This is a genomic window from Vibrio sinaloensis DSM 21326, assembly GCF_000189275.1.
In the GTDB taxonomy this organism is placed as follows: domain Bacteria; phylum Pseudomonadota; class Gammaproteobacteria; order Enterobacterales; family Vibrionaceae; genus Vibrio; species Vibrio sinaloensis.
The window spans coordinates 70,107-94,814 of record NZ_AEVT01000008.1 but is presented as its reverse complement, the minus strand read 5'-3'; the positions used below and the strand labels follow the sequence as shown (position 1 = coordinate 94,814).

The window sequence follows — 24,708 nt, the reverse complement described above, 5'->3', positions numbered from 1 at the left end:
TGTAATGATGCAAATATTGTACATAAATCCAGTTGTAAATGAAGTTTGAACCTATACTTGAGCCGGCAATCTTAATTAAGCGTTATAAACGCTTTCTCGCCGACATTACTTTGCCTGATGGCAGCGAACGAACGATTCACTGCGCAAACACCGGAGCAATGACGGGCTGTGCACAACCGGGAAATAAGGTGTGGTATTCCACATCGGATAACCCGAAACGCAAGTACCCCAATAGTTGGGAGCTCAGTGAGACCACTGCGGGCCACCGTATTTGCATTAATACCGCTCGCGCGAACCAACTTGCTGTCGAAGCCATCGAGTCTGGCGTAATTGAAGAGTTACAAGGCTATGAACAGCTTCAAACAGAAGTGAAATATGGCAATGAGAATAGTCGGATTGATGTCTTGCTCAACTCAGAAAGCAAACCAAAATGCTATATAGAAGTTAAGAGCGTCACCTTATTGGATGAAAAAGTTGAAGGCCAAGGGTATTTCCCAGATGCTGTAACAACAAGGGGTCAGAAACACCTGAGAGAGCTCTCAGAAATGGCACAATGTGGATATCGAGCGGTACTTTTATTCACTGTTTTACATTCAGGGATTGAAAAAGTGTCAGCCGCACACCATATAGACGCCAAATATTCACAATTACTGAAAACTGCGCAAGAACAAGGAGTGGAAGTGATGTGCTACAAAGCAGAGCTTAACCACTCAGAGATAAAACTGGTCAAAGCGATTGATTTTATCAATTGACGTAAAAAGTGGGTCGTCTTCACATTGACAACAACTTTACGATTCAGAGTTTGCCTCGATTAGTTCTTTTTGCTATAGATACCCGCCTTAAAATTAACTGCGAGCGCAGTTGACTAGGTGTTAGTAGGAGATGCTGCATGCCAGAATCAAAGAAAAAAGCGCTAGGCATCCTAGCCATTGCAGGGGTTGAGCCATACCAAGAGAAAGCTGGTGAAGAGTACATGTCACCAGAGCAGATGGCTCATTTTACAAAAATTTTGACAGCTTGGCGCAACCAGCTCAGGGAAGAAGTTGATCGCACTGTTCACCACATGCAGGACGAAGCGGCAAATTTCCCAGATCCAGTTGACCGTGCATCACAAGAAGAAGAGTTCAGCCTTGAACTTCGCAACCGCGATCGTGAGCGTCGTTTGATCAAGAAGATCGAAAAAACGCTAAACAAGATCGAAGAAGATGAGTTTGGCTTCTGTGACTCTTGCGGCATTGAGATTGGTATTCGTCGTCTCGAAGCTCGTCCAACTGCCGACCTTTGTATCGACTGTAAGACACTTGCAGAGATCAAAGAGAAGCAAATGCAAGGTTAATGACCTGTTTTAACATAATTTGAAAGGGAGCTTTGGCTCCCTTTTTGCTTTAGAAATTACTATGAGTTACATCGGTCGCTTTGCCCCTTCACCATCTGGCCCACTTCACTTCGGCTCACTCGTCGCTGCTCTGGGCAGTTACTTTCAAGCCAAGGTACATCAAGGTCAATGGTTGGTTCGTATTGAGGATCTTGATCCACCACGAGAAATGCCTGGTGCTGCAAGCTTGATTCTAAAAACCTTAGACGCTTATCAACTGCATTGGGACGGTGAAGTGGTCTACCAAAGCCAACGCCATTCGCGCTATCAACAGCAAATTGATCAGTGGCTTGAATCCGGTCAAGCTTACTATTGCCAATGCACTCGAAAACAAATCAAGCAAACGGGCGGCTTTTATACGGGGACTTGCCGTAATTTGAGACTGACCTCTCCCGAAAACTGCGCGATTCGTCTTAAAATGACGCATCCCGTCTACCAGTTTGATGACGTTAAGCATGGTCAACTCGCAATACCACACGCGCTCGCAGATGAAGATTTCATTATAAAACGTCGTGATGGCTTATTTGCTTATAACCTTGCCGTAGTATTAGACGACATAGACCAAGGCGTTACCGAAGTGGTACGTGGCGCAGATCTGATTGAACCGACAGGTCGCCAGATAAGCCTTTACCAAATGCTAGGCAAACCAGAAGTGGGTTATCTACACCTGCCGCTCGCATTGGGAGATAATGGCCAAAAGCTATCTAAACAGAATCATGCTCCGGCTATTGATATTAATAACCCGAAACCTGCATTATTAGATGCAATGAGATTCTTAGGCTTTGAAATAACTAAAGATATTATCGATGCTAGCGTAAGAGAAATCGTACAATGGGGGGTGAGTCAATGGCAGGTAACACAGTTACCAGCCTCGATCGAGATCACACCGAGATTCTCAAACCGCTCGCTGTAAGCTATTATTAGCCGCAAATTCGCCCTGAAGGGCACCAATTTAGCCTGTAGCAAGGTTGGTTTTCACCATATTATTGCCAGATGCACATGAACAAAAACGACTATACACCAAGCGAAAAGAACATATACCCAGAGCTATCTCTGAATATCATCACTCGCCAAGAGCACAACGTCTCGCGTAAGAAGATCAGCGACAATGCATTGAAGGTGCTATACCGACTTCATGGCGCAGGCTTTGATGCCTATTTGGTTGGTGGCGGTGTACGTGACTCTCTGCTGGGTCAACAACCAAAAGATTTTGATATTGCGACCAACGCAACGCCAGAACAAATTCGTCAGTTATTCAAAAACTGTCGTCTAATCGGCCGTCGCTTCCGTCTCGCGCATATCATGTTTGGCCGCGATATTATTGAAGTTGCGACTTTCCGTGGCCACCATCAAGAGCCGAGCAAAAATGTGTCACAGCAATCCAAAGAAGGCATGCTGTTACGTGACAATGTGTATGGCACCATTGATGAAGATGCTGAGCGTCGTGATTTCACCATCAATGCGATGTACTACAGCATTGCAGACTATTCAATTCATGATTATGCAGGCGGTATCGAAGACCTCGAAGATAAATTGGTACGCCTGATTGGTGATCCTGAAACTCGTTATCGTGAAGACCCGGTTCGCATGCTGCGAGCTATCCGTTTTGCGGTGAAGCTCGACTTTGACATTGAAGAAGATACTGCTGCACCGATTGAAGATATGGCGGTACTTTTGCGAGATATTCCACCAGCACGTCTCTACGAAGAATCACTCAAGATGCTGCAATCGGGTCACGGTTTAGAAACCTATCACCTGATGCGTGAATACAACCTGTTCCAGCAACTCTTCCCAACCATCGCTGAGTTCTTTACCGAAGACTATGACTCTCCAACCGAACAGATGTTGGATCTAGTACTCGACTCAACCGATCAGCGCATCGAGGAAGGCAAACGTATTAACCCAGCGTTCATGTTCGCTGCGATGCTATGGTATCCGCTGCAAGCCAAAGCGGAACAACTGATGGAAAAACGTAATCTGGCTCACTACGACGCAATCATGGAAGCCAGCAACATGATTCTTGATGATCAAGTACGTTCGATTGCCATTCCACGTCGTCACACCGCAACAATCCGCGAAATTTGGCAATTGCAGTTGAGAATGCCAAGACGCAATGGCAAGCGCGCATTCCGCTTAATGGAACTGAATAAGTTCCGCGCCGGCTTCGACTTTTTGGAAATGCGTGGTGAAATCGAGCAAGGGGAAACCCAGCAGCTAGCCAAATGGTGGGATACCTTCCAAGGTGCTGGACGCAATATGCGCCAAGCCATGGTTGCCGATTTAGACCCAAGCAGCGATGGTCAACCAAGACAGCGCCGACGTAAGACCTACCGCAAGAAGAAGGCGAAGGCATCCTAATGATCACTGTGTTTATCGCGGTCGGCAGTAATCTTGCCGACCCTGTGGCACAAGCTAATAGCGCGATAGAAGCGCTAAAAACTGTGCCTAAATCGCAATTTGTTCGAGCATCGAGCCTTTATAGTAGCACCCCGATGGGGCCTCAAAATCAACCCGATTACATCAATGCCGTGGTTGAACTAACAACTGAATTAACGCCAATTGAACTACTCGATTGCACCCAAGCAATTGAACTAGAGCAAGGGCGTGTCCGTAAAGATGAACGCTGGGGCCCAAGAACCTTAGATCTCGATATCATTCTTTATGGCAATGAGGTGATTGATTCTGAGCGCTTAGTCGTTCCTCATTATGGAATGAAAGAGCGAGAGTTCGTTCTCTACCCGCTTACAGAAATCGCACCAAATTTAACCCTCCCATGTGGGACCAGACTGGAAGACTTACTCAAAGTCGTTGAGCAAAACGGTCTGCGTATTTGGCAATCATAGCCAACTCCTGTAAGGAAAAATCATGAAAAAAATTACTATTAGCGACTTGATGAAATGGAAGCAAGAAGGTCGTAAATTTGCCACTTCTACCGCTTATGACGCGAGCTTCGCGCAATTGTTTGAAAGCCAAGAAATGCCAGTGTTATTGGTTGGCGACTCATTAGGTATGGTTCTTCAGGGAGAATCGTCTACTTTACCGGTCACGGTTGAAGAGATCGCCTACCACACGCGCTGTGTTCGCGCAGGTAGCCCTAACTGCCTATTGATGGCGGACATGCCATTCATGAGTTACGCCACTCCAGAACAAGCGTGTGAGAGCGCTGGTAAGCTCATGCGCGCTGGGGCAAACATGGTGAAATTAGAAGGTGGCGACTGGTTAGTCGATACTGTAAAAATGCTGACTGAGCGTGCCGTTCCCGTTTGTGCTCATCTTGGTTTAACGCCTCAGTCAGTCAATATCTTCGGCGGTTTTAAAGTTCAAGGTCGTGAACAAGAGAAAGCCGATCGTATGGTCCGTGACGCCCTTGCTCTGCAAGAAGCTGGCGCTCAAATTATTCTCCTTGAATGTGTTCCTCAAGAGCTTGCGGCGCGCATCACTGAAGTGTGTGATGTACCGGTAATCGGCATTGGCGCAGGTAACGTAACCGATGGTCAGATCTTGGTTATGCACGACATGTTTGGTATTGCAGCCAACTACATGCCTAAGTTCTCGAAAAACTTCCTTGCTGAAACTGGTGACTTACGTAAAGCTGTCGCAAAATACAAACAAGATGTCGAAAGCGGTGCTTTCCCAGACGAAGCACATACTATTGCTTAAGGATAATGTTGATGCAGACTTTTGCTGAAATTGCTGCTCTTCGTGAGCAAATTAAACAGTATAAGCGAGACGGTCGCACTGTCGCTTTTGTTCCGACCATGGGTAACCTGCATGAAGGGCACCTGACTCTGGTACGTAAAGCGCGTGAACATGCAGATGTGGTTGTGGTCAGTATATTTGTTAATCCGATGCAATTTGAACGTGCAGACGATCTTAATAATTACCCACGTACCCTAGAGGATGATCTCGCCAAACTTAATGGTGAAGCGGTGGAGGTAGTCTTTACCCCTACACCTGAGATTATCTACCCAGAAGGTCTAGACAAGCAGACCGCCGTTGAGGTGCCTGGATTGTCGAACATTCTTGAAGGTGCATCTCGCCCGGGCCACTTCCGTGGCGTATCGACCATAGTGACCAAGCTGTTTAACATTGTTCAACCGGATGTCGCCTGTTTTGGTGAGAAAGACTTCCAGCAACTGGCGGTAATCCGCAAGATGACGTCTGATCTTGCGCTGGATATCGAGATCATCGGTGTACCAACCGTGCGCGAAATGGACGGTCTAGCGATGAGTTCTCGTAACGGTCTACTGACTTTGGATGAGCGCCAGCGAGCCCCTGTACTTGCTCGTACAATGCGTTGGATTAGCAGCGCGATGCGCGGAGGTCGTGATGATTACGCTTCTATCATTGAAGATGCTAACGACCAACTTCGAGCAGCTGGATTGCAGCCAGATGAGATCTTCATTCGCGACGCTCGAACGCTTCAAGCAATAAGTGCAGACACCACTCAGGCAGTGATATTAATGTCTGCCTTCTTGGGACAAGCTCGTCTAATCGATAACCAAGTTGTTGAAATGGCGGTTGAAAGCAAAGAAGAGACCGAAGAGACATCATCAGAAAACGCTGAATAAAAAACAGTAAAAATAAAGGGTTGGCCTGAGGCCAACCCTTTTTTGTATCCGTAACTGTAGTTATCCAGATAGATTAGCTTCTTAAACCAATCCCTTTGGTCACTAAGTAATGCGCGACCGCATACAGAACAACAACGAAAATCCCTAACACCCCAAATGAAGTCACAATGCCGACATCCGACACACCCAAAAAACCATAACGGAACGCATTCACCATGTAGACGATTGGGTTGATTTTCGACACTCCTTGCCAAAATTCAGGAAGTAAGCTGATCGAATAGAACACCCCTCCCAAGTAAGTCAGCGGCGTCAGTACAAAAGTTGGGATAATTGAAATATCATCAAATGTCTTAGCGTATACGGCGTTGATCAACCCTCCTAGTGAAAATACCACAGAGGTCATGAACACCGTCGCGATAATGATTCCCCAATGATCCACTTGCAGATCAACAAAGAACAGCGAAACGAAAGTCACGATAGTGCCGACCAGTAAGCCACGTACCACGCCCCCCATGACAAAGCCCCAAATGATCACGTAGTTCGGGACAGGAGCCACTAGCAGCTCTTCAATATTACGTTGGAACTTCGCGCTAAAGAAAGAGGAAGCAACATTGGAATAAGAGTTGGTGATCACCGACATCATAATAAGCCCCGGCACGATATACTCCATGTAACTGAAGCCATTCATCTCTCCGATACGCGAGCCAATCAAGCTACCAAAAATGATGAAATAGAGTGTCATCGTAATAGCGGGGGGGACTAAGGTCTGAACCCAAATACGAGTAAATCGATTGATTTCTTTTGCCAGCAGGCTGCGAAATGCAGTCCAATACAACTGATACATCTTACGCTTTCCCCTCTCTGACAATATTGACGAACAGCTCTTCCAAGCGATTGGCTTTGTTTCGCATTGAAAGTACCTTAACCCCATGCTCTGTTAGCTGGCTGAAGATGCCATTTAAACCTTGCGTCTTATCAATCTCGATCTCCAGTGAGCCGCTATTGAATTGTTGTTTAACCACACCTTGTAATTGCGGTGGTGTTGTCCCTTCTTCTAGATCGAAAATAAAGGTCTCAACTTGCAGTTTATTAAGCAGGCTTTTCATCGTGGTGTTCTCGATCAACTCACCTTTATTGATGATGCCGATATTGCGACACAACATTTCCGCCTCTTCGAGATAGTGGGTAGTAAGAATTATGGTAATGCCCTGCTCCGCATTGATCTCTTTGAGAAACTCCCACATAGATCGACGCAGCTCAATATCCACCCCGGCGGTTGGCTCATCTAAGATCAATAGCTGGGGCTCATGCATAAGGGCACGGGCAATCATCAAACGGCGCTTCATTCCCCCCGAAAGGTTTCTCGCACGTTCGTCGCGCTTTTCCCACAGATCGAGCTTAGATAGGTATTTTTCTGCTCTTTGCTCTGCTAAAGATTTAGAGACGCCGTAGTAACCCGCTTGTTGCATCACGATCTGCTTAACCGTTTCGAACTGGTTAAAGTTGAATTCTTGAGGAACTAACCCCAAGTTTTGCTTCGCCAACTCCAAATCTGAATCGATATCGAAGCCGAAGACTTTGACTTTGCCAGAGGTTTTATTTACGAGAGAGGAGATGACACCGATGGATGTGGACTTGCCTGCCCCATTGGGCCCTAGCAAAGCGTAGAAATCTCCTTTTTCGACGTTCAGGCTAATGCCTTTGAGCGCTTCAAAACCACCAGAGTAGGTCTTGCGCAGTTGGTCTATTTCTAGTGCGTACATAACATTGCTATTGTTGAAGATTGTTTTGCAAATTAGTTTATCGTTGAATAACGATGATTACAATTAGACCTTTCGAATATTTTAGAAATATAAACGGCAGAGATAAAAAACGCCGCTGAGTTTCCCCAGCGGCGTCGATGTTAATTCGCGAAGTCAGCTAAACCACGCTAACCTGATGCTCATCGCTATCTACGTGGCGAATGGCGGCTTTGAGCGCTTCATAGCGGAACTTATAGGTATTTTCATCGGCAACAAGATCGATGACATGGAATTTTTCCAATTGTTGGCGAGTCTGCTCATTTGGACAGAGCAGGTAGACCTGACAATTTGCATCCAATGCATCTTTAATCGCGTTCTCAAGAGCTAGGCCGACCGTCACATCTATCATAGGTACATCGGTCAAATCTAAGATCATCACTTCGTAATCAGAGATACTGGTATGCTGACGGGAGATCGCTTTAGACACACTGAATATCATTGGACCAGAAAGGTAGAAAAACAGCACTTTACCATTGGCCATATCAAGCAATCCGCGCTCGCTATCGGTGAGCGGCACGTCATCTTCATCGGCATCACTGATCGCTTTTACCTGTCGGGCTTGCTCACGGCTCAAACGTTCAATGATGATGATATTAGAGATAAACACCCCCAAACCAACCGCAACGATCAAATCGACAAACACGGTGAGTAGCATAACACCATACATGATCGCCATCCCCGCAAAGCTGACTTTGTGCGCACGCTGGATAAAGCTCCAGTCAAGGATGTTGAAACCGACATAGACTGCAATACCCGCTAAAACAGCCATTGGGATAGGCTCAGTGAGGCCACCAGCAACCAGTACCACTAAGGCGAGCATTAAAGCACGGATGACGCCAGACAATGGTGAGCGAGCGCCCACTTGAATATTGGTTACCGTCCCCATGGTGGCACCCGCACCAGGTAAGGCACCAAATAAGCCAGAAATCATATTCGCTAATCCCTGACCGCGTAGTTCTTTATCGGAGTCATGCTCTTTACGCGTCAGCGAGTCGCCAATAACTGCCGTTAGCAAGGTATCAATACAACCAAGCGTGCCGAGCACCAGAGCATCAATGACCATCTCAACAAACATCGAAGCATCAATATGTGGAACCACAAGCGAAGGCAGCCCTGCAGGGATTTCACCGATGCGGCGAATGTCATCAAAGTCAAACAGCATCACCGACAACAAGGTCACAGCGACAAGCGCGACAAGCTGCGCTGGGACATAGCGACGATATTTTTTAGGGAAGCAAAACAGAATGCCTAACGTCAGTAAGCCAAGAAAGAGCTCACTGAATTTCATATTAGCGACCGTATCAGGCAGCGCAGTTAGGGTACCAATCACACCACCAGACGGAGCTGCATGCCCCAGTAATGGTGACATTTGGAGTATAATCAAGATAACGCCTATTCCCGACATAAAGCCGGATATAACGCTATATGGCATCAAAGTTACGTACTTACCAAGCTTTAGTGTTCCCAGTAGTATCTGAAATGCCCCGGCCATCATGACCACAGTAAAGGTCATTGCCATTCCCGCTTCAGGATACTTTGCCATCATGCTGGTCAATACAGCAGTCATGATCACCGTCATTGGACCGGTAGGCTCAGAGATCAGTGTATTTGAACCTCCAAAAAGGGAAGCAAACAAACCCACCATAATCGCGCCCCACAAACCAGCTTCAGCGCCAGCACCTGAGGCAACACCAAACGCTAGTGCGAGTGGCAAAGAGATAATCGCAGTGGTAACACCACCAAACATATCCCCTTTTAAATTGACATCTTCAAAACGACTTCCAAACACAACTTAGCTCCATGCTTAAACATTGGCTACGACATCACCCTTTGGGCTATTTTGTCTAAGGCTTAACCAAAAAGAAATACCCTTAATTTTATGACGGCATTTGACGTGAAATATTAGCTATCTCCTTCGAAATGACGCCACTTAATCACTCTAACAAATGTTATCTATTCAATATAAGTGTTAATTAGCACTCATCACTCATACTTTATAACCTTTAGTTAGAATGCCTACTAAGTTTATGATTTTTCCTGCCTAAACACGTCAGATGAGTGCCTTTTTAGACAATTTTACTAGGAAGGAAATTGTAACATTGTGTATAGTGATGCAAGTAAATTTTAAGGATTACTAACAAGATGCCGGAAATTAAACAGCTATTTGAAAACAACTCAAAGTGGTCTGAGTCTATCAAAGCTGAGCGACCAGAGTATTTCACCAAACTTGAAGAAGGGCAAAACCCAGGTTTTTTGTGGATTGGCTGCTCTGATAGCCGCGTACCTGCGGAGCGCTTAACAGGGCTTTATTCCGGTGAATTGTTTGTTCATCGCAACGTCGCCAACCAAGTTATTCATACCGATTTGAATTGCTTGTCTGTGGTGCAATATGCCGTAGACGTGCTCAAAGTTAAGCACATTATTATTTGTGGTCATTATGGTTGTGGTGGTGTGAACGCGGCCATCGAGAATCCACAGTTAGGTCTGATCAATAACTGGTTACTGCATATCCGCGACCTGTACTTAAAACATCGTAACTGGTTAGGCGAAATGCCAAAAGAACAATGGGGTGACAAGCTTTGCGAAATCAACGTCGCAGAGCAGGTCTACAACTTAGGTAACTCCACCATATTACAAGGCGCGTGGGAGCGCGGCCAAGAGGTCGAGATCCATGGCGTGGTCTACGGCATTGGCGATGGCAAACTGCAAGATCTTGGCGTGCGTTGTCAAAGCAGAGAATCTCTCGAAGTGAACTACCAAGCTGCAATGGCCAAAATTCTCAATAACGAAGTACTGAAATAACAAAACGCCCGCAATTGCGGGCGTTTTATTTTGTTGTCGTTAAACAGCAGGGCCGATTATTCTTGAGGGACTACTTTACCAATGTATGGTAAGTGACGGTATTTCTGTGCGTAATCAATACCAACCCCAACAACGAACTCATCTGGGATCTCAAAACCAATCCACTTAACGTCAACCTGAACCTCACGGCGAGATGGTTTGTCTAGCAGAGTACAAATCTCTATCGACTTAGGCTCTCGTAGCGACAAGATCTCTTTCACCTTGTTGAGAGTGTTACCTGTATCGATGATGTCTTCAACGAGCAATACATCTTTACCCTTGATGTCATCATCTAAGTCTTTAAGAATGCGAACATCACGCGAACTTTCCATGGTGTTGCCGTAGCTAGAAGCGGTCATGAAATCAACTTGGTGAGTTAACTCAATGGCACGAGCCAGGTCAGCCATAAATACGAATGAACCTCGTAGCAAGCCTACCAAGACAAGATCTTCACTCCCTTGATAGTGAGCTGTGATCTGTTTACCAAGTTCCTGTACGCGCTCCTGAACTTCTTGCTCAGAAATCATTACTTCTACTGTATGTTTCATACCATTCTCGTTTATCGCGTTGACTAATAATGTACCAATACATTTTAGCTGATGTTTTAGAGCGCATAGTTTAACGATTGCGGAGCTTCATGGAAAGAGGGACGTCAATCAGGAGAATGCAATAATCTCCGTTACGTTTTGATATTCAGCACGGATATTAACAATTGTGGTTATAAAGTGTACTGAAAACGTTGACCTTATTGATATGCACCATTACACTCATCATGCTTTAAGCAAAATAATAAAATACTAAATAGGGCAAAAGCCCACTATAACAACTCAATTGGCAAGGATATTGATATGGACTCAATAGCTAAAAGACCGCGTACGCGTCTTTCTCCACAAAAACGAAAGCAACAGCTGATGGAGATCTCTCTTGAAGTATTTGCTCGTCGTGGTATCGGCCGAGGTGGCCACGCAGACATCGCTGAAATTGCACAAGTTTCAGTGGCTACTGTATTTAACTACTTCCCTACCCGTGAAGACTTGGTCGATGATGTACTGAACTATGTAGTACGTCAGTTCTCCAACTTCCTATCAGACAACATAGACCTAGACCTACATGCAAAGGAAAACCTGACGAACCTTACCTCTGCAATGGTTGACCTAGTCGTCAACGATTGCCACTGGCTTAAAGTTTGGTTCGAGTGGAGTGCTTCTACGCGTGATGAGGTTTGGCCACTGTTTGTCACAACTAACCGTACCAACCAGTTATTGGTACAAAACATGTTCATCAAAGCGATTGAACGTGGCGAAGTGTGTGATGAACATGATCCAGCAGACTTAGCAACCTTGTTCCACGGAATCTGCTACTCACTGTTCGTGCAAGCAAACCGTGCACAAAGCCCTGAAGCACTTGCTAAGCTAACTCAGAGCTACTTGGACATGTTGTGCATCTATAAACGTGAACACTAATCACGGGTGACATAAGACAAAAGGCAGATACCTAGGTATCTGCCTTTTTTGTTCGCTCAATATATACAATTTTGTACTGCATATTAAAAAGCCGCTGAACAATCAGCGGCTTTCGAATGCTAGAGCGAAGAAATTACTTTTTCTTTCTTGCTTTAGGGTTAGGTAGGTCAGTGATCGTACCTTCAAACACTTCCGCAGCTAGACCAACAGACTCATGTAGAGTTGGGTGAGCATGGATAGTTAGAGCGATATCTTCAGCATCACAACCCATTTCGATTGCTAGACCGATTTCACCTAGTAGTTCACCACCGTTAGTACCAACGATAGCACCACCGATCACACGGTGAGTCTCTTTATCGAAGATAAGCTTAGTCATACCGTCTGCACAATCAGAAGCGATTGCACGACCTGAAGCAGCCCATGGGAATGTTGCTGTCTCGTAGTTGATGCCTTCCGCTTTCGCTTCTTTCTCAGTCTTACCAACCCATGCCACTTCTGGCTCAGTGTAAGCAATTGAAGGGATAACTTTAGGATCGAAGTAGTGTTTCTTACCAGCGATAACTTCTGCTGCAACGTGACCTTCATGCACACCTTTGTGTGCCAGCATTGGTTGACCAACGATATCACCGATCGCGAAGATGTGAGGAACGTTAGTACGCATTTGCTTATCAACGTTAATGAAACCGCGCTCGTCGATTTCTAGACCAGCTTTTTCACCATCGATAAGCTGACCATTCGGTACACGGCCAATCGCAACTAGAACGGCATCGTAGCGCTCAGCTTCTGCTGGTGCTTTCTTGCCTTCCATTGAAACGTAGATACCATCTTCTTTCGCTTCAACAGCTGTTACTTTGGTTTCTAGCATTAGGTTGAACTTGTTCTTGATACGCTTAGTGTAAACTTTCACGATATCTTTATCCGCAGCTGGGATAACTTGGTCGAACATTTCAACTACGTCGATTTGAGAACCTAGAGAGTGGTAAACCGTACCCATTTCTAGACCGATGATACCACCACCCATGATAAGCAGCTTGCCAGGAACTTCTTTCAGCTCAAGAGCGTCAGTTGAATCCCAGATGCGTGGGTCTTCGTGTGGGATAAATGGCAGTTTGATTGGGCGAGAACCCGCAGCAACGATCGCGTTGTCGAAGTTAACAACCGTTTTGCCTTCTTCGCCTTCCACTTCGATCGTGTTAGGACCAGTGAACTTACCAAAACCGTTAACTACGTTAACTTTACGCATCTTAGCCATTCCGCCAAGACCGCCAGTTAGTTGGTTGATTACTTTCTCTTTCCACTTACGGATCTTGTCGATATCAGTTTGTGGCTCACCAAATACGATACCGTGCTCAGCAAGTGCTTTTGCTTCTTCGATAACTTTTGATACGTGAAGGAGTGCTTTAGATGGGATACAACCCACGTTTAGACACACACCACCAAGAGTGCTGTAACGTTCGATAAGAACCGTTTCTAGACCTAAGTCTGCACAACGGAAAGCGGCAGAGTAACCAGCAGGACCTGCACCAAGTACTACAACTTGGGCTTTAATTTCTTTGCTCATTTTGACCTCTTGTAGTCATTATCCCTAACAGGCTGAGTGGGTATTGATTCTATATGTTCAAGTCAGTTTGTTTTAAACAGTTATTTTCAGACCGACATCAGTTTACAGAGATGTTAATGGTGTGAAAAGTAAATCAATTTAGCCTGTGAGCTAGACAACAATTCGCTTGAGAAAACCTTATTGACTCTAAGGTCTGCAATCAAATTGTTTGATAATTATTAGTAGTAGAGGCGGCTCTAATGCCGCCTCTAAATCATCTAATCTTTGATTAAAGAACTAGACGACGGATGTCTGATAGTGCTGCATTCAAGAACGTGATGAAGCGAGCGCCTTCTGCACCATCAATCACACGGTGGTCGTATGATAGAGATAGTGGAAGCTGTAGACGTGGTTCGAACTCTTTACCGTTCCACACAGGCTTCATTTCAGACTTAGACACACCTAGGATACCAACTTCTGGAGCATTTACGATTGGTGTAAACGCAGTACCACCGATACCGCCAAGGCTAGAGATTGTGAAACAACCGCCCTGCATATCGCCAGCTGTTAGCTTACCAGCACGTGCTTTCTTAGAGATCGCCATTAGCTCTTCAGATAGCTCGTAAATGCCTTTCTTGTTCACATCTTTAAATACTGGAACAACTAGACCGTTAGGCGTATCTACTGCGATACCGATGTTCACGTATTTCTTCAAAATGATGCTTTCGCCATCTTCAGATAGAGAAGAGTTGAACGCTGGGAAGGCTTCTAGCGCTTTCGCTGCTGCTTTCATGATGAACACAAGTGGAGTGATCTTCATGCCAGTGTCTTTCTTCGCTTCGATAGCGTTCTGCTCTTTACGGAATGCTTCTAGCTCAGTGATGTCAGCATTATCCCACTGTGTAACGTGAGGGATCATTACCCAGTTACGGTGCAGGTTAGCGCCTGAGATCTTCTTGATCTTAGAAAGCTTCTGAACTTCAGTTTCGCCGAACTTGCTGAAGTCCACTTTTGGCCAAGGTAGTAGACCAAGAGCTGCGCCGTCGCCTTTGCCAGATGCCGCTGCACCTGCGCCAGACTCAAGACGCTTAAGCGCATCTTTAACGTAAGACTGTACGTCTTCTTTTAGGATACGGCTCTTACGACCAGTACCTTTAACCTTAGAAAGGTTAACGCCAAACTCACGCGCTAGACGACGAACAACTGGAGATGCGTGTGCGTACTCGTTGTTCTCTTGGAAATCGCCAGTCGTTGCTGGAGCAGCTGCCGCTGGTGCTTCTGCTTTAGGAGCTGCTGCCGGTGCCGCCGCTTGAGCTGGAGCCGCTGCAGGAGCAGGTGCTGCACCCGCCACTTCGAAGACCATGATTAGCGAGCCAGTCGACACTTTGTCGCCTGCTGCAATCTTGATTTCTTTAACCGTGCCCGCAAATGGTGCTGGTACTTCCATTGACGCTTTGTCGCCTTCAACAGTGATTAGAGATTGCTCTTCTTCCACTGTATCGCCAACTGCAACCATGATCTCAGTTACTTCAACTTCGTCACCGCCGATATCAGGAACGTTCACTTCTTTCGCTGCTGATGCTGATGGAGCCGCTGCCACTGGAGCTTCTGCTGCAGGTGCCGCTGGAGCGCCAGAGCCTGCTACTTCGCCTGATTCTACAGAGAAAGTCATGATTAACGAACCAGTCGTAACTTTATCGCCTGCTGCTACTTTGATCTCTTTTAGCGTACCAGCAAATGGTGCAGGTACTTCCATAGAAGCTTTGTCGCCTTCAACCGTTAGAAGAGATTGCTCTTCTTCAATGCTGTCGCCAACTGCAACCATGATTTCAGTCACTTCAACTTCATCGCCACCGATATCTGGTACGTGAACTTCTTTAAGCTCTGCCGCTGCTGCTGGAGCTGGAGCCGCTGCTGGAGCCGCTTCTGCCGCAGGAGCAGGTGCAGCGTCAGCTGCACCCTCGGCTTCGAAAATCATGATTAGAGAACCAGTAGAAACAGAGTCACCTTCCGTAACTTTGATTTCTTTAACGATACCCGCTTGAGAAGCAGGAACTTCCATAGAAGCTTTATCGCCTTCAACTGTGATAAGAGACTGCTCTTCTTCAACCTTGTCGCCAACGCTTACAAGAATTTCAGTAACTTCAACCTCATCCGCACCGATGTCTGGTACATTAATTTCGATTGCCATTTCTTATTTACCTTCTCAATTAAGCGTATAGCGGGTTAGTTTTTTCAGTGTCGATGTCGAACTTAGCAATCGCTTCTGTGACTACTGACTTCTCAACATCACCACGCTTAGCTAGTTCAGTTAGCGCTGCAACTACCACGTAGCCTGCGTTAACTTCGAAGTGACGACGTAGGTTCTCACGGCTATCAGAACGGCCGTAACCATCTGTACCCAGTACTTTGTAAGACTCAGAAGGCATGAACGCACGAACTTGCTCAGAGTAGTTCTTCATGTAGTCAGTCGCTGCGATAGCTGGCTCAGTACCCATTACTTGTGCAATGTAAGGTACTTTCGCTTCTGCTTCTGGGTGAAGCATGTTGTAACGCTCTGCGTCTTGACCATCACGAGTTAGCTCGTTGAACGATGTTACAGAGAACACGTCTGATGCGATGCCGTACTCTTCGCTTAGGATAGTTGCTGCTTTACGTACTTCATTCATGATAGTACCAGAGCCCATTAGCTGAACTTTAGACTTGTCACCTGCGTAAGACTCAAGCTTGTAGATACCCTTACGGATGCCTTCTTCAGCGCCTTCTGGCATTGCTGGCATTGCGTAGTTTTCGTTCATCACAGTTAGGTAGTAGAACACGTTCTCTTGGTTCTCACCGTACATGCGACGGATACCGTCTTGCATGATAACTGCAACTTCGTAAGCGAATGTTGGATCGTAAGAGATACAGTTAGGTACTGTGTTCGCCATGATGTGCGAGTGACCATCTTCGTGCTGTAGGCCTTCACCATTTAGCGTTGTACGACCAGCAGTAGCACCTAGTAGGAAACCACGAGCTTGTTGGTCACCAGCCATCCACGCCATGTCGCCAACACGTTGGAAACCGAACATAGAGTAGTAGATGTAGAACGGGATCATTGGCAGATCGTTTGTGCTGTAAGAAGTAGCAGCAGCAACCCAAGATGCCATAGAGCCTAGCTCGTTGATACCTTCTTGTAGAACCTGACCAGATGTCGCTTCTTTGTAGTAAGAAACGATGCCTTTATCTTCTGGAGTGTATTCCTGACCGTGCGGGTTGTAGATACCAATCTGACGGAATAGACCTTCCATACCGAACGTACGTGCTTCGTCACAGATGATAGGAACGATGTTCTTACCAATGTTCTTGTTCTTAAGCAGGATATTAAGCGTACGTACGTAAGCCATAGTGGTAGAAATATCACGCTTTTGCTCACTTAGTAGCGGCGCGAACTCTTCTAGCTCAGGTACTTTGAATTCTTGAGTGAACTTAGGTAAACGCTGTGGCGTGTAACCTTTCAGCGCTTTACGACGAGCGTGTAGGTATTCGTATTCCGCTGAGCCTTCTTCAAGCTTCAGGTATGGAAGTTCTTTCACTGCTTCGTCAGTTAGGATGTCTTGAAGACCTAGACGATCACGTAGGTGTAGTACGTGAGTCATGTCCATCTTCTTAACTTGGTGCGCGATGTTCTTACCTTCAGCCGCTTCACCCATGCCGTAACCTTTAACAGTCTTAGCTAGGATTACTGTTGGACGACCTTTAGTCTCTGCTGCGTTCTTGTATGCTGCGTACAGCTTAGAAGACTCGTGACCACCACGCTTAAGTGCGAAGATTTCGTCATCAGTCATGTCTGCTACTAGTGCAGCTGTCTCTGGGTACTTACCAAAGAAGTGTTCACGTACGTAAGCACCGTCTTTAGATTTAAATGTTTGGTAGTCACCATCTACAGTTTCGTTCATTAGCTGTAGAAGCTTGCCAGACGTATCTTTAGCAAGTAGTGCATCCCAGTTGCTACCCCAGATAACTTTAACCACATTCCAGCCAGCACCTTTGAATAGGCCTTCTAGCTCTTGGATGATGCTACCGTTACCCATTACAGGACCATCTAGACGCTGTAGGTTACAGTTAACAAGGAAACATAGGTTGTCTAGCTTCTCACGCGCCGCGAAAGATAGTGAACCACGTGATTCCGGCTCGTCCATCTCACCGTCACCTAGGAACGCGTATACACGCTGCGCCGACGTATCTTTCATACCACGACCGTCTAGGTACTTAAGGAAACGCGCTTGGTAGATCGCAGAAATAGGACCTAGACCCATAGAAACTGTTGGGAACTGCCAGAACTCAGGCATTAGTTTAGGGTGCGGGTATGATGGAATACCTTTACCGTCTACTTCTTGACGGAAGTTATCTAGCTGCTCTTCAGTTAGACGACCTTCAACGAATGCACGAGAGTAGATACCTGGTGAGATATGACCTTGGTAGTATACTAGATCGCCACCGTCCGTCTCGTTTGGAGCGCGGAAGAAGTGGTTGAAACATACTTCGTAGAATGCAGCAGAAGACTGGAAAGACGCCATGTGGCCGCCTAGTTCTAAGTCTTTCTTAGATGCACGTAGAACGATCATGATTGCGTTCCAACGGATGATGGAACGAATACGGCGCTCAAGAGTTGTGTCACCTGGGTAAGCTGGTTCTTGATCTGCAGGAATCGTGTTGATGTAGTTCGTTGTGATACCTGTTGGCATATCAACACCGTCTAGACGTGCTTTGTCTAGAACTTGCTCTAGTAGGAACTGAGCACGTTCTACACCTTCTTCACGTACAACTGACTCAAGTGCTTGTAGCCATTCTTGAGTTTCCAGTGCATCTACGTCATGCTTCATATCAGACATGGCGATCTATCCTTCTATTGGTTGGATCTACTTATTTAAAGTAACCGTTTCTTGTTTTAAGAATCGTTACCTTGCTGAATTCGACGCAAAGAGCGCTCTCTGCGCGACTCTTCACGAGTCAAATCCAACAATGTTTCTTCAATGTAAGCTAAGTGTGAGTGAGACATTTCTCGCGCCTTTTCAGGCTGACCAGAAACAATCGCATCCACGATATTAGCTCGGTGTTTACTTACTTTTTCGACCACTTCATCGCGGCGATGTAAGAGCTTTAAATTCTGTAAGACGTTCTGCTCTAGCAAAGGAGCAAGGCTACGAACAATGTGTAGAAGTACCACGTTATGCGCGGCTTCAGTTAAAGCGATCAAAAACTGCATAACCGCAGCGGATTCAGCTTCGACATTCTTCTTCGTTTGCTCTTCACTGATGTTTTTCAGGCAAGCCTGAATACGAGCGAAGTCTTCCTCGGTACCACGAACTGCTGCAAAGTAAGCGGCTATACCTTCCATCGCATGGCGCGTTTCCAGTAAATCCAGCTGAGTTTCGGAGTGGCTAGACAATAAATTTAGCAGAGGATCTGAAAAGCTGGTCCAGATGTTCTCGCTAACAAAAGTGCCACCACCCTGACGACGAGTAAGAAGACGCTTCGCTTCTAAGCGCTGTATCGCTTCGCGGATAGAAGGACGGGACACATCAAACTGTTTTGCCAGTTCGCGCTCTGGTGGCAACTGCTGCCCCGGAGACAATGTTCCTTCCACAATCAGCCTTTCTAACTCTTGTTCAATCACATCAGAAAGTTTTGGCTGACGAATCCTTTGATAAGCCATAGTTGTTTTTCTTCTACTCTTTGCAGTCAATTGGTATTACCAATTTTAAGTTGGCGAGAAAATTAACATAATTAAAACGCAAGTTCCAGACAAAAATTGACCCAAATCATAGAACGAGCCAAACATCAACACTTTGATAACAATAGCCGATTAAAACAGCAATCAAATTGGTCTGACCAATTACAAAATATAAACAGATGGGGAGAAACCGTGCTAGCAATCACAGTTTAACGGGTAAGTTTTAAAGGAATATGAACAGAAGATGTCGGAAAAAGAAGAGAAGTGCGAGGTTTGGATAACTGGATAACTGGATAACTAACATTGATTGTCACGCCTAGGGGATCAATCTTCGCTTTCCGCTGGGACGACGTTAGTTGCCCTCCCCGGCGGCTGCACTATCCAGTTACCTGACGCTCTATTTTGCTTCGATGTGATCAATCATCAACTGCAGCGACTGATTGCCACGAAATTCGTTGATATCAAGTTTATAAGCCAAACGCACGGTTTTCACTGACGCATCAGGCCAACGGCGAAGGTCAACATTAAAGGCGATACCATCAATCATGATATTGGTCGGGTGGCCTTTATGCAGGGGTTCCAACATGAGTTTCAAGTGTTTTTCACCCACCAACTTTTGGTGTAAAACTTTAAACTCTCCATCAAACAGTGGCTCAGGGAAAGCTTGTCCCCATGGTCCACCAGCACGAAGCATTTCAGCAACATGCATAGAGAACTCTTCTGGCTTCAGTTCACCATCGGACAAAATGACACCTTTTAGTGCCGCTTCATCCAAGTCCTGTTTTACTGCCTCATCAAACAACTTAGAGAAACGTTCAAAATCTTTCTCCAAAATGGTTAGACCCGCTGCCATCGCGTGTCCACCGAATTTGATGATCAAACCTGGGTTTTGTGTATCAATGCGATCTAAGGTATCACGCATATGTAAGCCCGGAATCGAGCGGCATGAACCTTTGATTGAACCTTCACCACCGTCAGCAAAAGCAATCACGGGACGGTGAAATTTTTCCTTGATGCGTGAAGCTAAAATACCAATGACGCCTTGATGCCAATCACGCTGGAATAGCACTAACCCATGAGGCATATCTTGTTCACCAAATTGGAGACGCTCACAAAAAGCCATCGCTTCTTGCTTCATCCCCTCTTCGATCTCTTTGCGTGTTTGGTTTAAGCCATCTAACTCACTGGCCATTCTGCGCGCCGCATGAATGTTGTTTGCCATCAACAACTCAACACCAAACGACATATCATCCAAGCGACCAGCTGCATTAATTCTTGGACCAAGAGCAAAGCCAAAGTCGGATGCGACGAGTCGTCTTGCATCACGCTTAGCCACTTCAATCAAAGCTTGAATGCCCGGGCGCGCTTTACCCGCACGAATTCGTTGTAAACCTTGATGAACTAAGATTCGATTGTTTTCATCCAGAGGCACGACATCGGCCACCGTACCCAGCGCCACTAAATCAATCAGCTCCATCAGCTTTGGTTCAGCCATTCCTTGCTGAGAGAACCAGCCCGTTTTACGCATGTGAACGCACAGTGCCATCATCAAGTAGAACGCAACACCTACTCCTGCTAACGCCTTGGATGGAAACGCACACTCTTGCAAGTTTGGGTTCACCATCGCATCGACATTTGGCAATTCATGACCTGGCAGGTGATGGTCAGTCACTAATACCTTCAAGCCTTGCTCTTTTGCATAGCGCACACCCTCAATCGAAGAGACACCATTATCCACGGTCATGATCACTTGAGCACCGATATCGATCGCTTGATCCACAACCTCAGGGCTAAGGCCGTATCCATCTTCAAATCGATTCGGGACCAGATAATCCACATTGTTACTACCCAACATTCTCAACGCCAACACGGATAAGGCTGAGCTAGTAGCGCCATCGGCATCGAAGTCACCAACAACGATAATACGCTTTTGCTGACTGACGGCTTCAAACAACAATTCAACCGCCGCATCAATACCGTGAAGTTTCTGGTATGAATGCAATGCGCGAGCAGCCGTTTCAAGTTGCTCAGGAGAAGTAATACCACGGCTGGCGTAGATACGCTTTAGCAATGGTGCAATGCTATCTGGAAGTGCCGAGATGTCGATGTCGGGGCGACGCTGGATTTCTATCATAAAACTGTACTGAGACTTGTTATATAGGCTGGCTGAGCTTAACCCGAATAAATGTAAATTGGGAGCGTTACGATAAAATCGTACGCTCCCAACAAGAGTGATATCGGCTCTGAATGGATGCTAAAACTATTGAGCCTGCTGTAAACGTTGCAGCAATTGCTCAGGAGGCAGGTAACCGCCAACCATCTCGCCGCTTGGTAGGAATATCGCTGGAGTACCACTGATCCCTAGTTCACGACCTAAAGCAAAATGCTCCTTGATGATCTGTTGGTACTTGGCGAAGTCTTTGCTCTTCTCTGGGAACTCGCGCTTCACTTTGCCATCGTGCATCGCAGATTGTGGATCTTTCGATCCCCAGATTGCCGCCATTTGATCCGCAACTGAGCCGGTAGCGCCTTGACGAGGGTAAGCCATGTAACGAACCGTGATACCAAGATCATTATAGCCTTTCATTTGACTATGAAGACGCACACAGTAACCACACGTGATATCAGTAAACACCGTCACCACATACTTTTCATTTGCGGCCTTAAACTCGATCATACTGTCTTTAAATGACTCAATCTTGGCTGCGTTGATCGGTGCTTGGCGCTTAGCCAAAACATCTTCGTACTGGCCATTACCGTCGAGTTTGTACAAAGTACCCGCCAAGAAATAATCACCATTTGGTGAAGCGAACAAAATGCCCCCACTGGTTTGAACTTCGACTAAACCTTCAATATCAGCAGGCACAACATTGTTTACTTGCAGCCCCAGCTTTTCAAAGCGCTCTTCTAGCTGTGCTTTATCAAACTTCACTTCTGCCGCTGAAACAGCTTGCGTCGCCAGTAACATCGGCAATGTAAGTAAAGTCATTCGGCGTAATACGCTCATTCAATTCACCTTAATTGTTGTGCGAGAGCCTAAGCCCTTGGGTGGTGCTCGCTATGTAGTTGTTTCAGTCGCTCGGTTGCGACATGAGTATAAATTTGCGTGGTGGATAAGTCACTATGACCAAGTAGCATCTGCACCACGCGCAAATCGGCGCCATAATTCAGTAAATGGGTCGCAAACGCGTGTCTCAACACGTGAGGTGATAACTTGTCGGCATCGATACCAGCAATCACCGCGTAATGTTTTATACGGTGCCAAAAGGTCTGGCGCGTCATTTGCCTTGCGCGTTTACTCGGAAAAACCACATCTGAGGTATTTTCCCCAAGTAACTCAGACCGCCCTTGCTGCAAAAAAGTTTCAATCCAATCGACAGCATTTTCTCCCATAGGGACTAATCGCTCTTTGCCACCTTTACCGGTCACCCTTACAACTCCTTGGCGCAAGCTGATGTTTTCCATGGTAAGGCTAACCAATTCTGTGACACGAAGGCCTGTTGCGTACAACAACTCGAGCATCGCTTTATCACGCAACTCCATTGGGTCATTCGGATCAGGGGCATCCAGTAGCGCATCCACTTGCTGCTCAGAAAGATCTTTCGGTAAACGTTTCGGCAGTTTAGGACTCACCAACAACGCACTCGGGTCATCCGCTCGCCGTTTTTCACGATGCAAGTATTGGAATAAACGTCGAATGGCTGACAGCATTCTTGCGCGAGAGGTTTGTTTATAGCCCTCATCCACCAGCCAAGTTTGATACTCCTGCAAACCAGACAAGCTAATAAAATCCAAACGGTAGTTATGAGAAGACATCCACTGTAAAAGCTTCATCAAATCATTACGGTAAGAAGCTAAGGTATTTTCTGACAATCCACGCTCCATCCACATTGCATCAAGAAACTGTTCCACAATCCCTTGATCAGGTGACATTACTTCAGACACGTTTTTCCTCAGTTTTTACTATTGGCCTCAATGTACGAGGCTAAGACCAAGAAAGCCATAAAATTTGCAGTTGTCGGTTGATATTCGCTGCAAAGCTCGCCATTTTGTGGTTAGAATTCGCTATCAACTCCCGAGTAAAGAAAAGAAAGTTATGAAAATCGGTCTATTTTACGGCTCAACCACTTGTTACACCGAAATGGCAGCAGAGAAAATACGCGCCATTATTGGTGAAGATTTAGTCGACATTCACAATGTGAAAGAGTCACCCTTATCTTTGATGGCAGATTATGACTTTCTTATCGTTGGCATCTCAACATGGGACTTTGGTGAGATCCAAGAAGACTGGAACGAGATTTGGGACCAAGTTGGTGGATTATCTCTGCAAGGTAAACCCGTGGCATTGTTCGGTTTAGGTGACCAAGAAGGCTATGGCGAGTGGTACCTAGACGCAATGGGTATGCTACATGACCAACTTAAAGCGATTGGCGCTCACATGCTCGGCTACTGGCCAAATGACGAAAATTACCAGTTTGAAGCCTCAAAGGCACTCACCGAGGATGGCAGCCAATTTGTTGGATTGGCGTTAGATGAAGATTCTCAGTACGAACTCAGTGATGATCGTATTGCCGCTTGGGTCGAACAAATTTTGCTTGAGTATCAAGAGACCTTATAGACACTAAGAGCACCATATCGGGACGAAAGGCACACAACGGATTTCGTCCCATGAAAAGCGGCGTCACTAAGGTTGCGTATTTTCTAGCAGCACAACGCTCGCTTTGTACGTTACCGAGCACCTGCCCTCAAAGCGCTCAGCGTTCTCCCGAGCGCAAGCCGCCTCGATACCTTTGCCAATCAAACACCAAACCCGGATCGGTTTTGCGCAGTGGCGCTATATACTGATGACCCGTAATGCGTGGTAGCGTGATATTCGGGTAGCGGGCTTGAATTTGGTGAGTGAGTTCGGTCAGAGCTTGGTATTGCTCATCCGTGTAGGCCACGTAGTCACAGCCCTCAAGCTCAATGCCAATTGAGTAATCATTGCATCTATCTCGGCCAGCAAAGCTGGAAGCACCAGCGTGCCAAGCCCTAGCAGTGAACGGCACAAACTGAATCACTTCTCCATCACGTCTTATTAAGCAATGGGCTGACACTCCCATGTTATGGATAACTTCAAAAAACGGATGGTCGTTCGGATCCAATTGCCCAGTAAAGAACTGCTCAATATACGGACCACCAAACTGCCCAGGTGGTAAGCTGATGTTATGGATAACCAAAAGGGAAATGTCGGAGCTATCGGTTCTCTGGTCAAAAAAAGGCGAAGGGACATGTCTAGCTTGCTGGTACCAGCCATTCTCATCGATCATAGTAGGCTCATTATTATGACTAACCCTCTGATTTTATCCCTTTGGCGATGAAATGCGAGATTAATGGCTGAATTTCACACTCAGTCAGCGT

The 24,708-nt window shown here is 46.1% G+C and carries 22 protein-coding genes; 10 read left to right on the top strand and 12 right to left on the bottom strand.

The window, feature by feature from the left end; translation table 11 throughout:
• Window positions 1–38: 38 nt before the first annotated feature.
• The 7 genes from sfsA to panC all read left to right on the top strand — a co-directional run bounded on the left by sfsA (window position 39) and on the right by panC (window position 5,946).
• Window positions 39–752: a DNA/RNA nuclease SfsA gene (gene sfsA, locus RH45_RS02070; protein WP_008073266.1), complete on the top strand. Its 714-nt coding sequence runs from the start codon at window positions 39–41 to the stop codon at window positions 750–752.
• A 137-nt stretch (window positions 753–889) separates the two neighbouring features.
• Window positions 890–1,336, top strand: coding sequence for an RNA polymerase-binding protein DksA (gene dksA, locus RH45_RS02065; protein WP_005475686.1), 447 nt, complete (start codon window positions 890–892; stop codon window positions 1,334–1,336).
• Between the two features lie 61 nt (window positions 1,337–1,397).
• Window positions 1,398–2,288, top strand: a complete 891-nt coding sequence (gene gluQRS, locus RH45_RS02060) for a tRNA glutamyl-Q(34) synthetase GluQRS (protein WP_008073248.1) — start codon at window positions 1,398–1,400, stop codon at window positions 2,286–2,288.
• Window positions 2,289–2,368: 80 nt separating this feature from the next.
• Window positions 2,369–3,733 (top strand): polynucleotide adenylyltransferase PcnB, encoded by a 1,365-nt coding sequence (gene pcnB, locus RH45_RS02055; RefSeq protein WP_008073240.1) that lies wholly within the window; start codon window positions 2,369–2,371, stop codon window positions 3,731–3,733.
• A complete protein-coding gene (gene folK / locus RH45_RS02050; RefSeq protein ID WP_008073239.1) occupies window positions 3,733–4,218 on the top strand; it encodes a 2-amino-4-hydroxy-6-hydroxymethyldihydropteridine diphosphokinase in 486 nt (161 codons plus the stop codon). The genes pcnB and folK overlap by 1 nt, the downstream gene beginning before the upstream one ends.
• Window positions 4,219–4,240: 22 nt before the next feature.
• Window positions 4,241–5,035: a 3-methyl-2-oxobutanoate hydroxymethyltransferase gene (gene panB / locus RH45_RS02045; RefSeq protein ID WP_008073237.1), complete on the top strand. Its 795-nt coding sequence runs from the start codon at window positions 4,241–4,243 to the stop codon at window positions 5,033–5,035.
• Between the two features lie 11 nt (window positions 5,036–5,046).
• The gene (gene panC / locus RH45_RS02040; protein ID WP_008073236.1) at window positions 5,047–5,946 is read left to right on the top strand and encodes a pantoate--beta-alanine ligase; all 900 of its coding nucleotides are present in this window, start codon (window positions 5,047–5,049) and stop codon (window positions 5,944–5,946) included.
• 73 nt (window positions 5,947–6,019) lie between these two features.
• Here the strand turns inward: panC and RH45_RS02035 are convergent, their stop codons facing one another.
• From RH45_RS02035 to RH45_RS02025, 3 genes are all read right to left on the bottom strand, one after another.
• Window positions 6,020–6,790 carry an ABC transporter permease gene (locus RH45_RS02035; RefSeq protein ID WP_008073235.1) on the bottom strand — a complete coding sequence of 257 codons (771 nt, stop codon included), beginning with the start codon at window positions 6,788–6,790 and terminating at the stop codon, window positions 6,020–6,022.
• A gap of 1 nt (window position 6,791) precedes the next feature.
• The gene (locus RH45_RS02030) at window positions 6,792–7,709 is read right to left on the bottom strand and encodes an ABC transporter ATP-binding protein (RefSeq protein ID WP_008073234.1); all 918 of its coding nucleotides are present in this window, start codon (window positions 7,707–7,709) and stop codon (window positions 6,792–6,794) included.
• Between the two features lie 157 nt (window positions 7,710–7,866).
• Window positions 7,867–9,537: a SulP family inorganic anion transporter gene (locus RH45_RS02025; protein ID WP_008073233.1), complete on the bottom strand. Its 1,671-nt coding sequence runs from the start codon at window positions 9,535–9,537 to the stop codon at window positions 7,867–7,869.
• Between the two features lie 353 nt (window positions 9,538–9,890).
• Between RH45_RS02025 and can the strand changes: the two genes are divergently transcribed.
• Window positions 9,891–10,550, top strand: coding sequence for a carbonate dehydratase (can, locus tag RH45_RS02020; protein ID WP_008073231.1), 660 nt, complete (start codon window positions 9,891–9,893; stop codon window positions 10,548–10,550).
• Between the two features lie 56 nt (window positions 10,551–10,606).
• On the opposite strand, the gene hpt is transcribed toward can, so the two are convergent.
• Window positions 10,607–11,137 (bottom strand): hypoxanthine phosphoribosyltransferase, encoded by a 531-nt coding sequence (hpt, locus tag RH45_RS02015; RefSeq protein ID WP_008073226.1) that lies wholly within the window; start codon window positions 11,135–11,137, stop codon window positions 10,607–10,609.
• A 300-nt stretch (window positions 11,138–11,437) separates the two neighbouring features.
• Between hpt and RH45_RS02010 the strand changes: the two genes are divergently transcribed.
• Window positions 11,438–12,052 (top strand): LuxR/HapR/OpaR family quorum-sensing transcriptional regulator, encoded by a 615-nt coding sequence (locus RH45_RS02010; RefSeq protein WP_008073225.1) that lies wholly within the window; start codon window positions 11,438–11,440, stop codon window positions 12,050–12,052.
• Window positions 12,053–12,185: 133 nt separating this feature from the next.
• On the opposite strand, the gene lpdA is transcribed toward RH45_RS02010, so the two are convergent.
• From lpdA to xerD, 7 genes are all read right to left on the bottom strand, one after another.
• Window positions 12,186–13,613: a dihydrolipoyl dehydrogenase gene (gene lpdA / locus RH45_RS02005; RefSeq protein ID WP_008073224.1), complete on the bottom strand. Its 1,428-nt coding sequence runs from the start codon at window positions 13,611–13,613 to the stop codon at window positions 12,186–12,188.
• A gap of 268 nt (window positions 13,614–13,881) precedes the next feature.
• The gene (aceF, locus tag RH45_RS02000; RefSeq protein ID WP_008073223.1) at window positions 13,882–15,783 is read right to left on the bottom strand and encodes a pyruvate dehydrogenase complex dihydrolipoyllysine-residue acetyltransferase; all 1,902 of its coding nucleotides are present in this window, start codon (window positions 15,781–15,783) and stop codon (window positions 13,882–13,884) included.
• 19 nt (window positions 15,784–15,802) lie between these two features.
• Entirely contained in the window at window positions 15,803–18,466 is a 2,664-nt protein-coding gene (gene aceE / locus RH45_RS01995) for a pyruvate dehydrogenase (acetyl-transferring), homodimeric type (RefSeq protein ID WP_008073222.1), read from the bottom strand.
• A 56-nt stretch (window positions 18,467–18,522) separates the two neighbouring features.
• A complete protein-coding gene (pdhR, locus tag RH45_RS01990; protein ID WP_004742610.1) occupies window positions 18,523–19,290 on the bottom strand; it encodes a pyruvate dehydrogenase complex transcriptional repressor PdhR in 768 nt (255 codons plus the stop codon).
• Window positions 19,291–19,705: 415 nt separating this feature from the next.
• Complete coding sequence (gene recJ, locus RH45_RS01985; RefSeq protein ID WP_008073221.1) at window positions 19,706–21,442, bottom strand: single-stranded-DNA-specific exonuclease RecJ; 1,737 nt, start codon at window positions 21,440–21,442, stop codon at window positions 19,706–19,708.
• Between the two features lie 126 nt (window positions 21,443–21,568).
• Window positions 21,569–22,315, bottom strand: coding sequence for a thioredoxin fold domain-containing protein (locus tag RH45_RS01980; protein WP_008073220.1), 747 nt, complete (start codon window positions 22,313–22,315; stop codon window positions 21,569–21,571).
• 29 nt (window positions 22,316–22,344) lie between these two features.
• Window positions 22,345–23,241, bottom strand: coding sequence for a site-specific tyrosine recombinase XerD (gene xerD, locus RH45_RS01975; RefSeq protein WP_039958122.1), 897 nt, complete (start codon window positions 23,239–23,241; stop codon window positions 22,345–22,347).
• A gap of 163 nt (window positions 23,242–23,404) precedes the next feature.
• On the opposite strand from xerD, the gene fldB reads away from it, so the two are divergent.
• Window positions 23,405–23,926 carry a flavodoxin FldB gene (fldB, locus tag RH45_RS01970; RefSeq protein ID WP_008073209.1) on the top strand — a complete coding sequence of 174 codons (522 nt, stop codon included), beginning with the start codon at window positions 23,405–23,407 and terminating at the stop codon, window positions 23,924–23,926.
• A gap of 136 nt (window positions 23,927–24,062) precedes the next feature.
• On the opposite strand, the gene ampD is transcribed toward fldB, so the two are convergent.
• A complete protein-coding gene (ampD, locus tag RH45_RS01965) occupies window positions 24,063–24,617 on the bottom strand; it encodes a 1,6-anhydro-N-acetylmuramyl-L-alanine amidase AmpD (protein WP_008073207.1) in 555 nt (184 codons plus the stop codon).
• Window positions 24,618–24,708 lie beyond the last annotated feature (91 nt).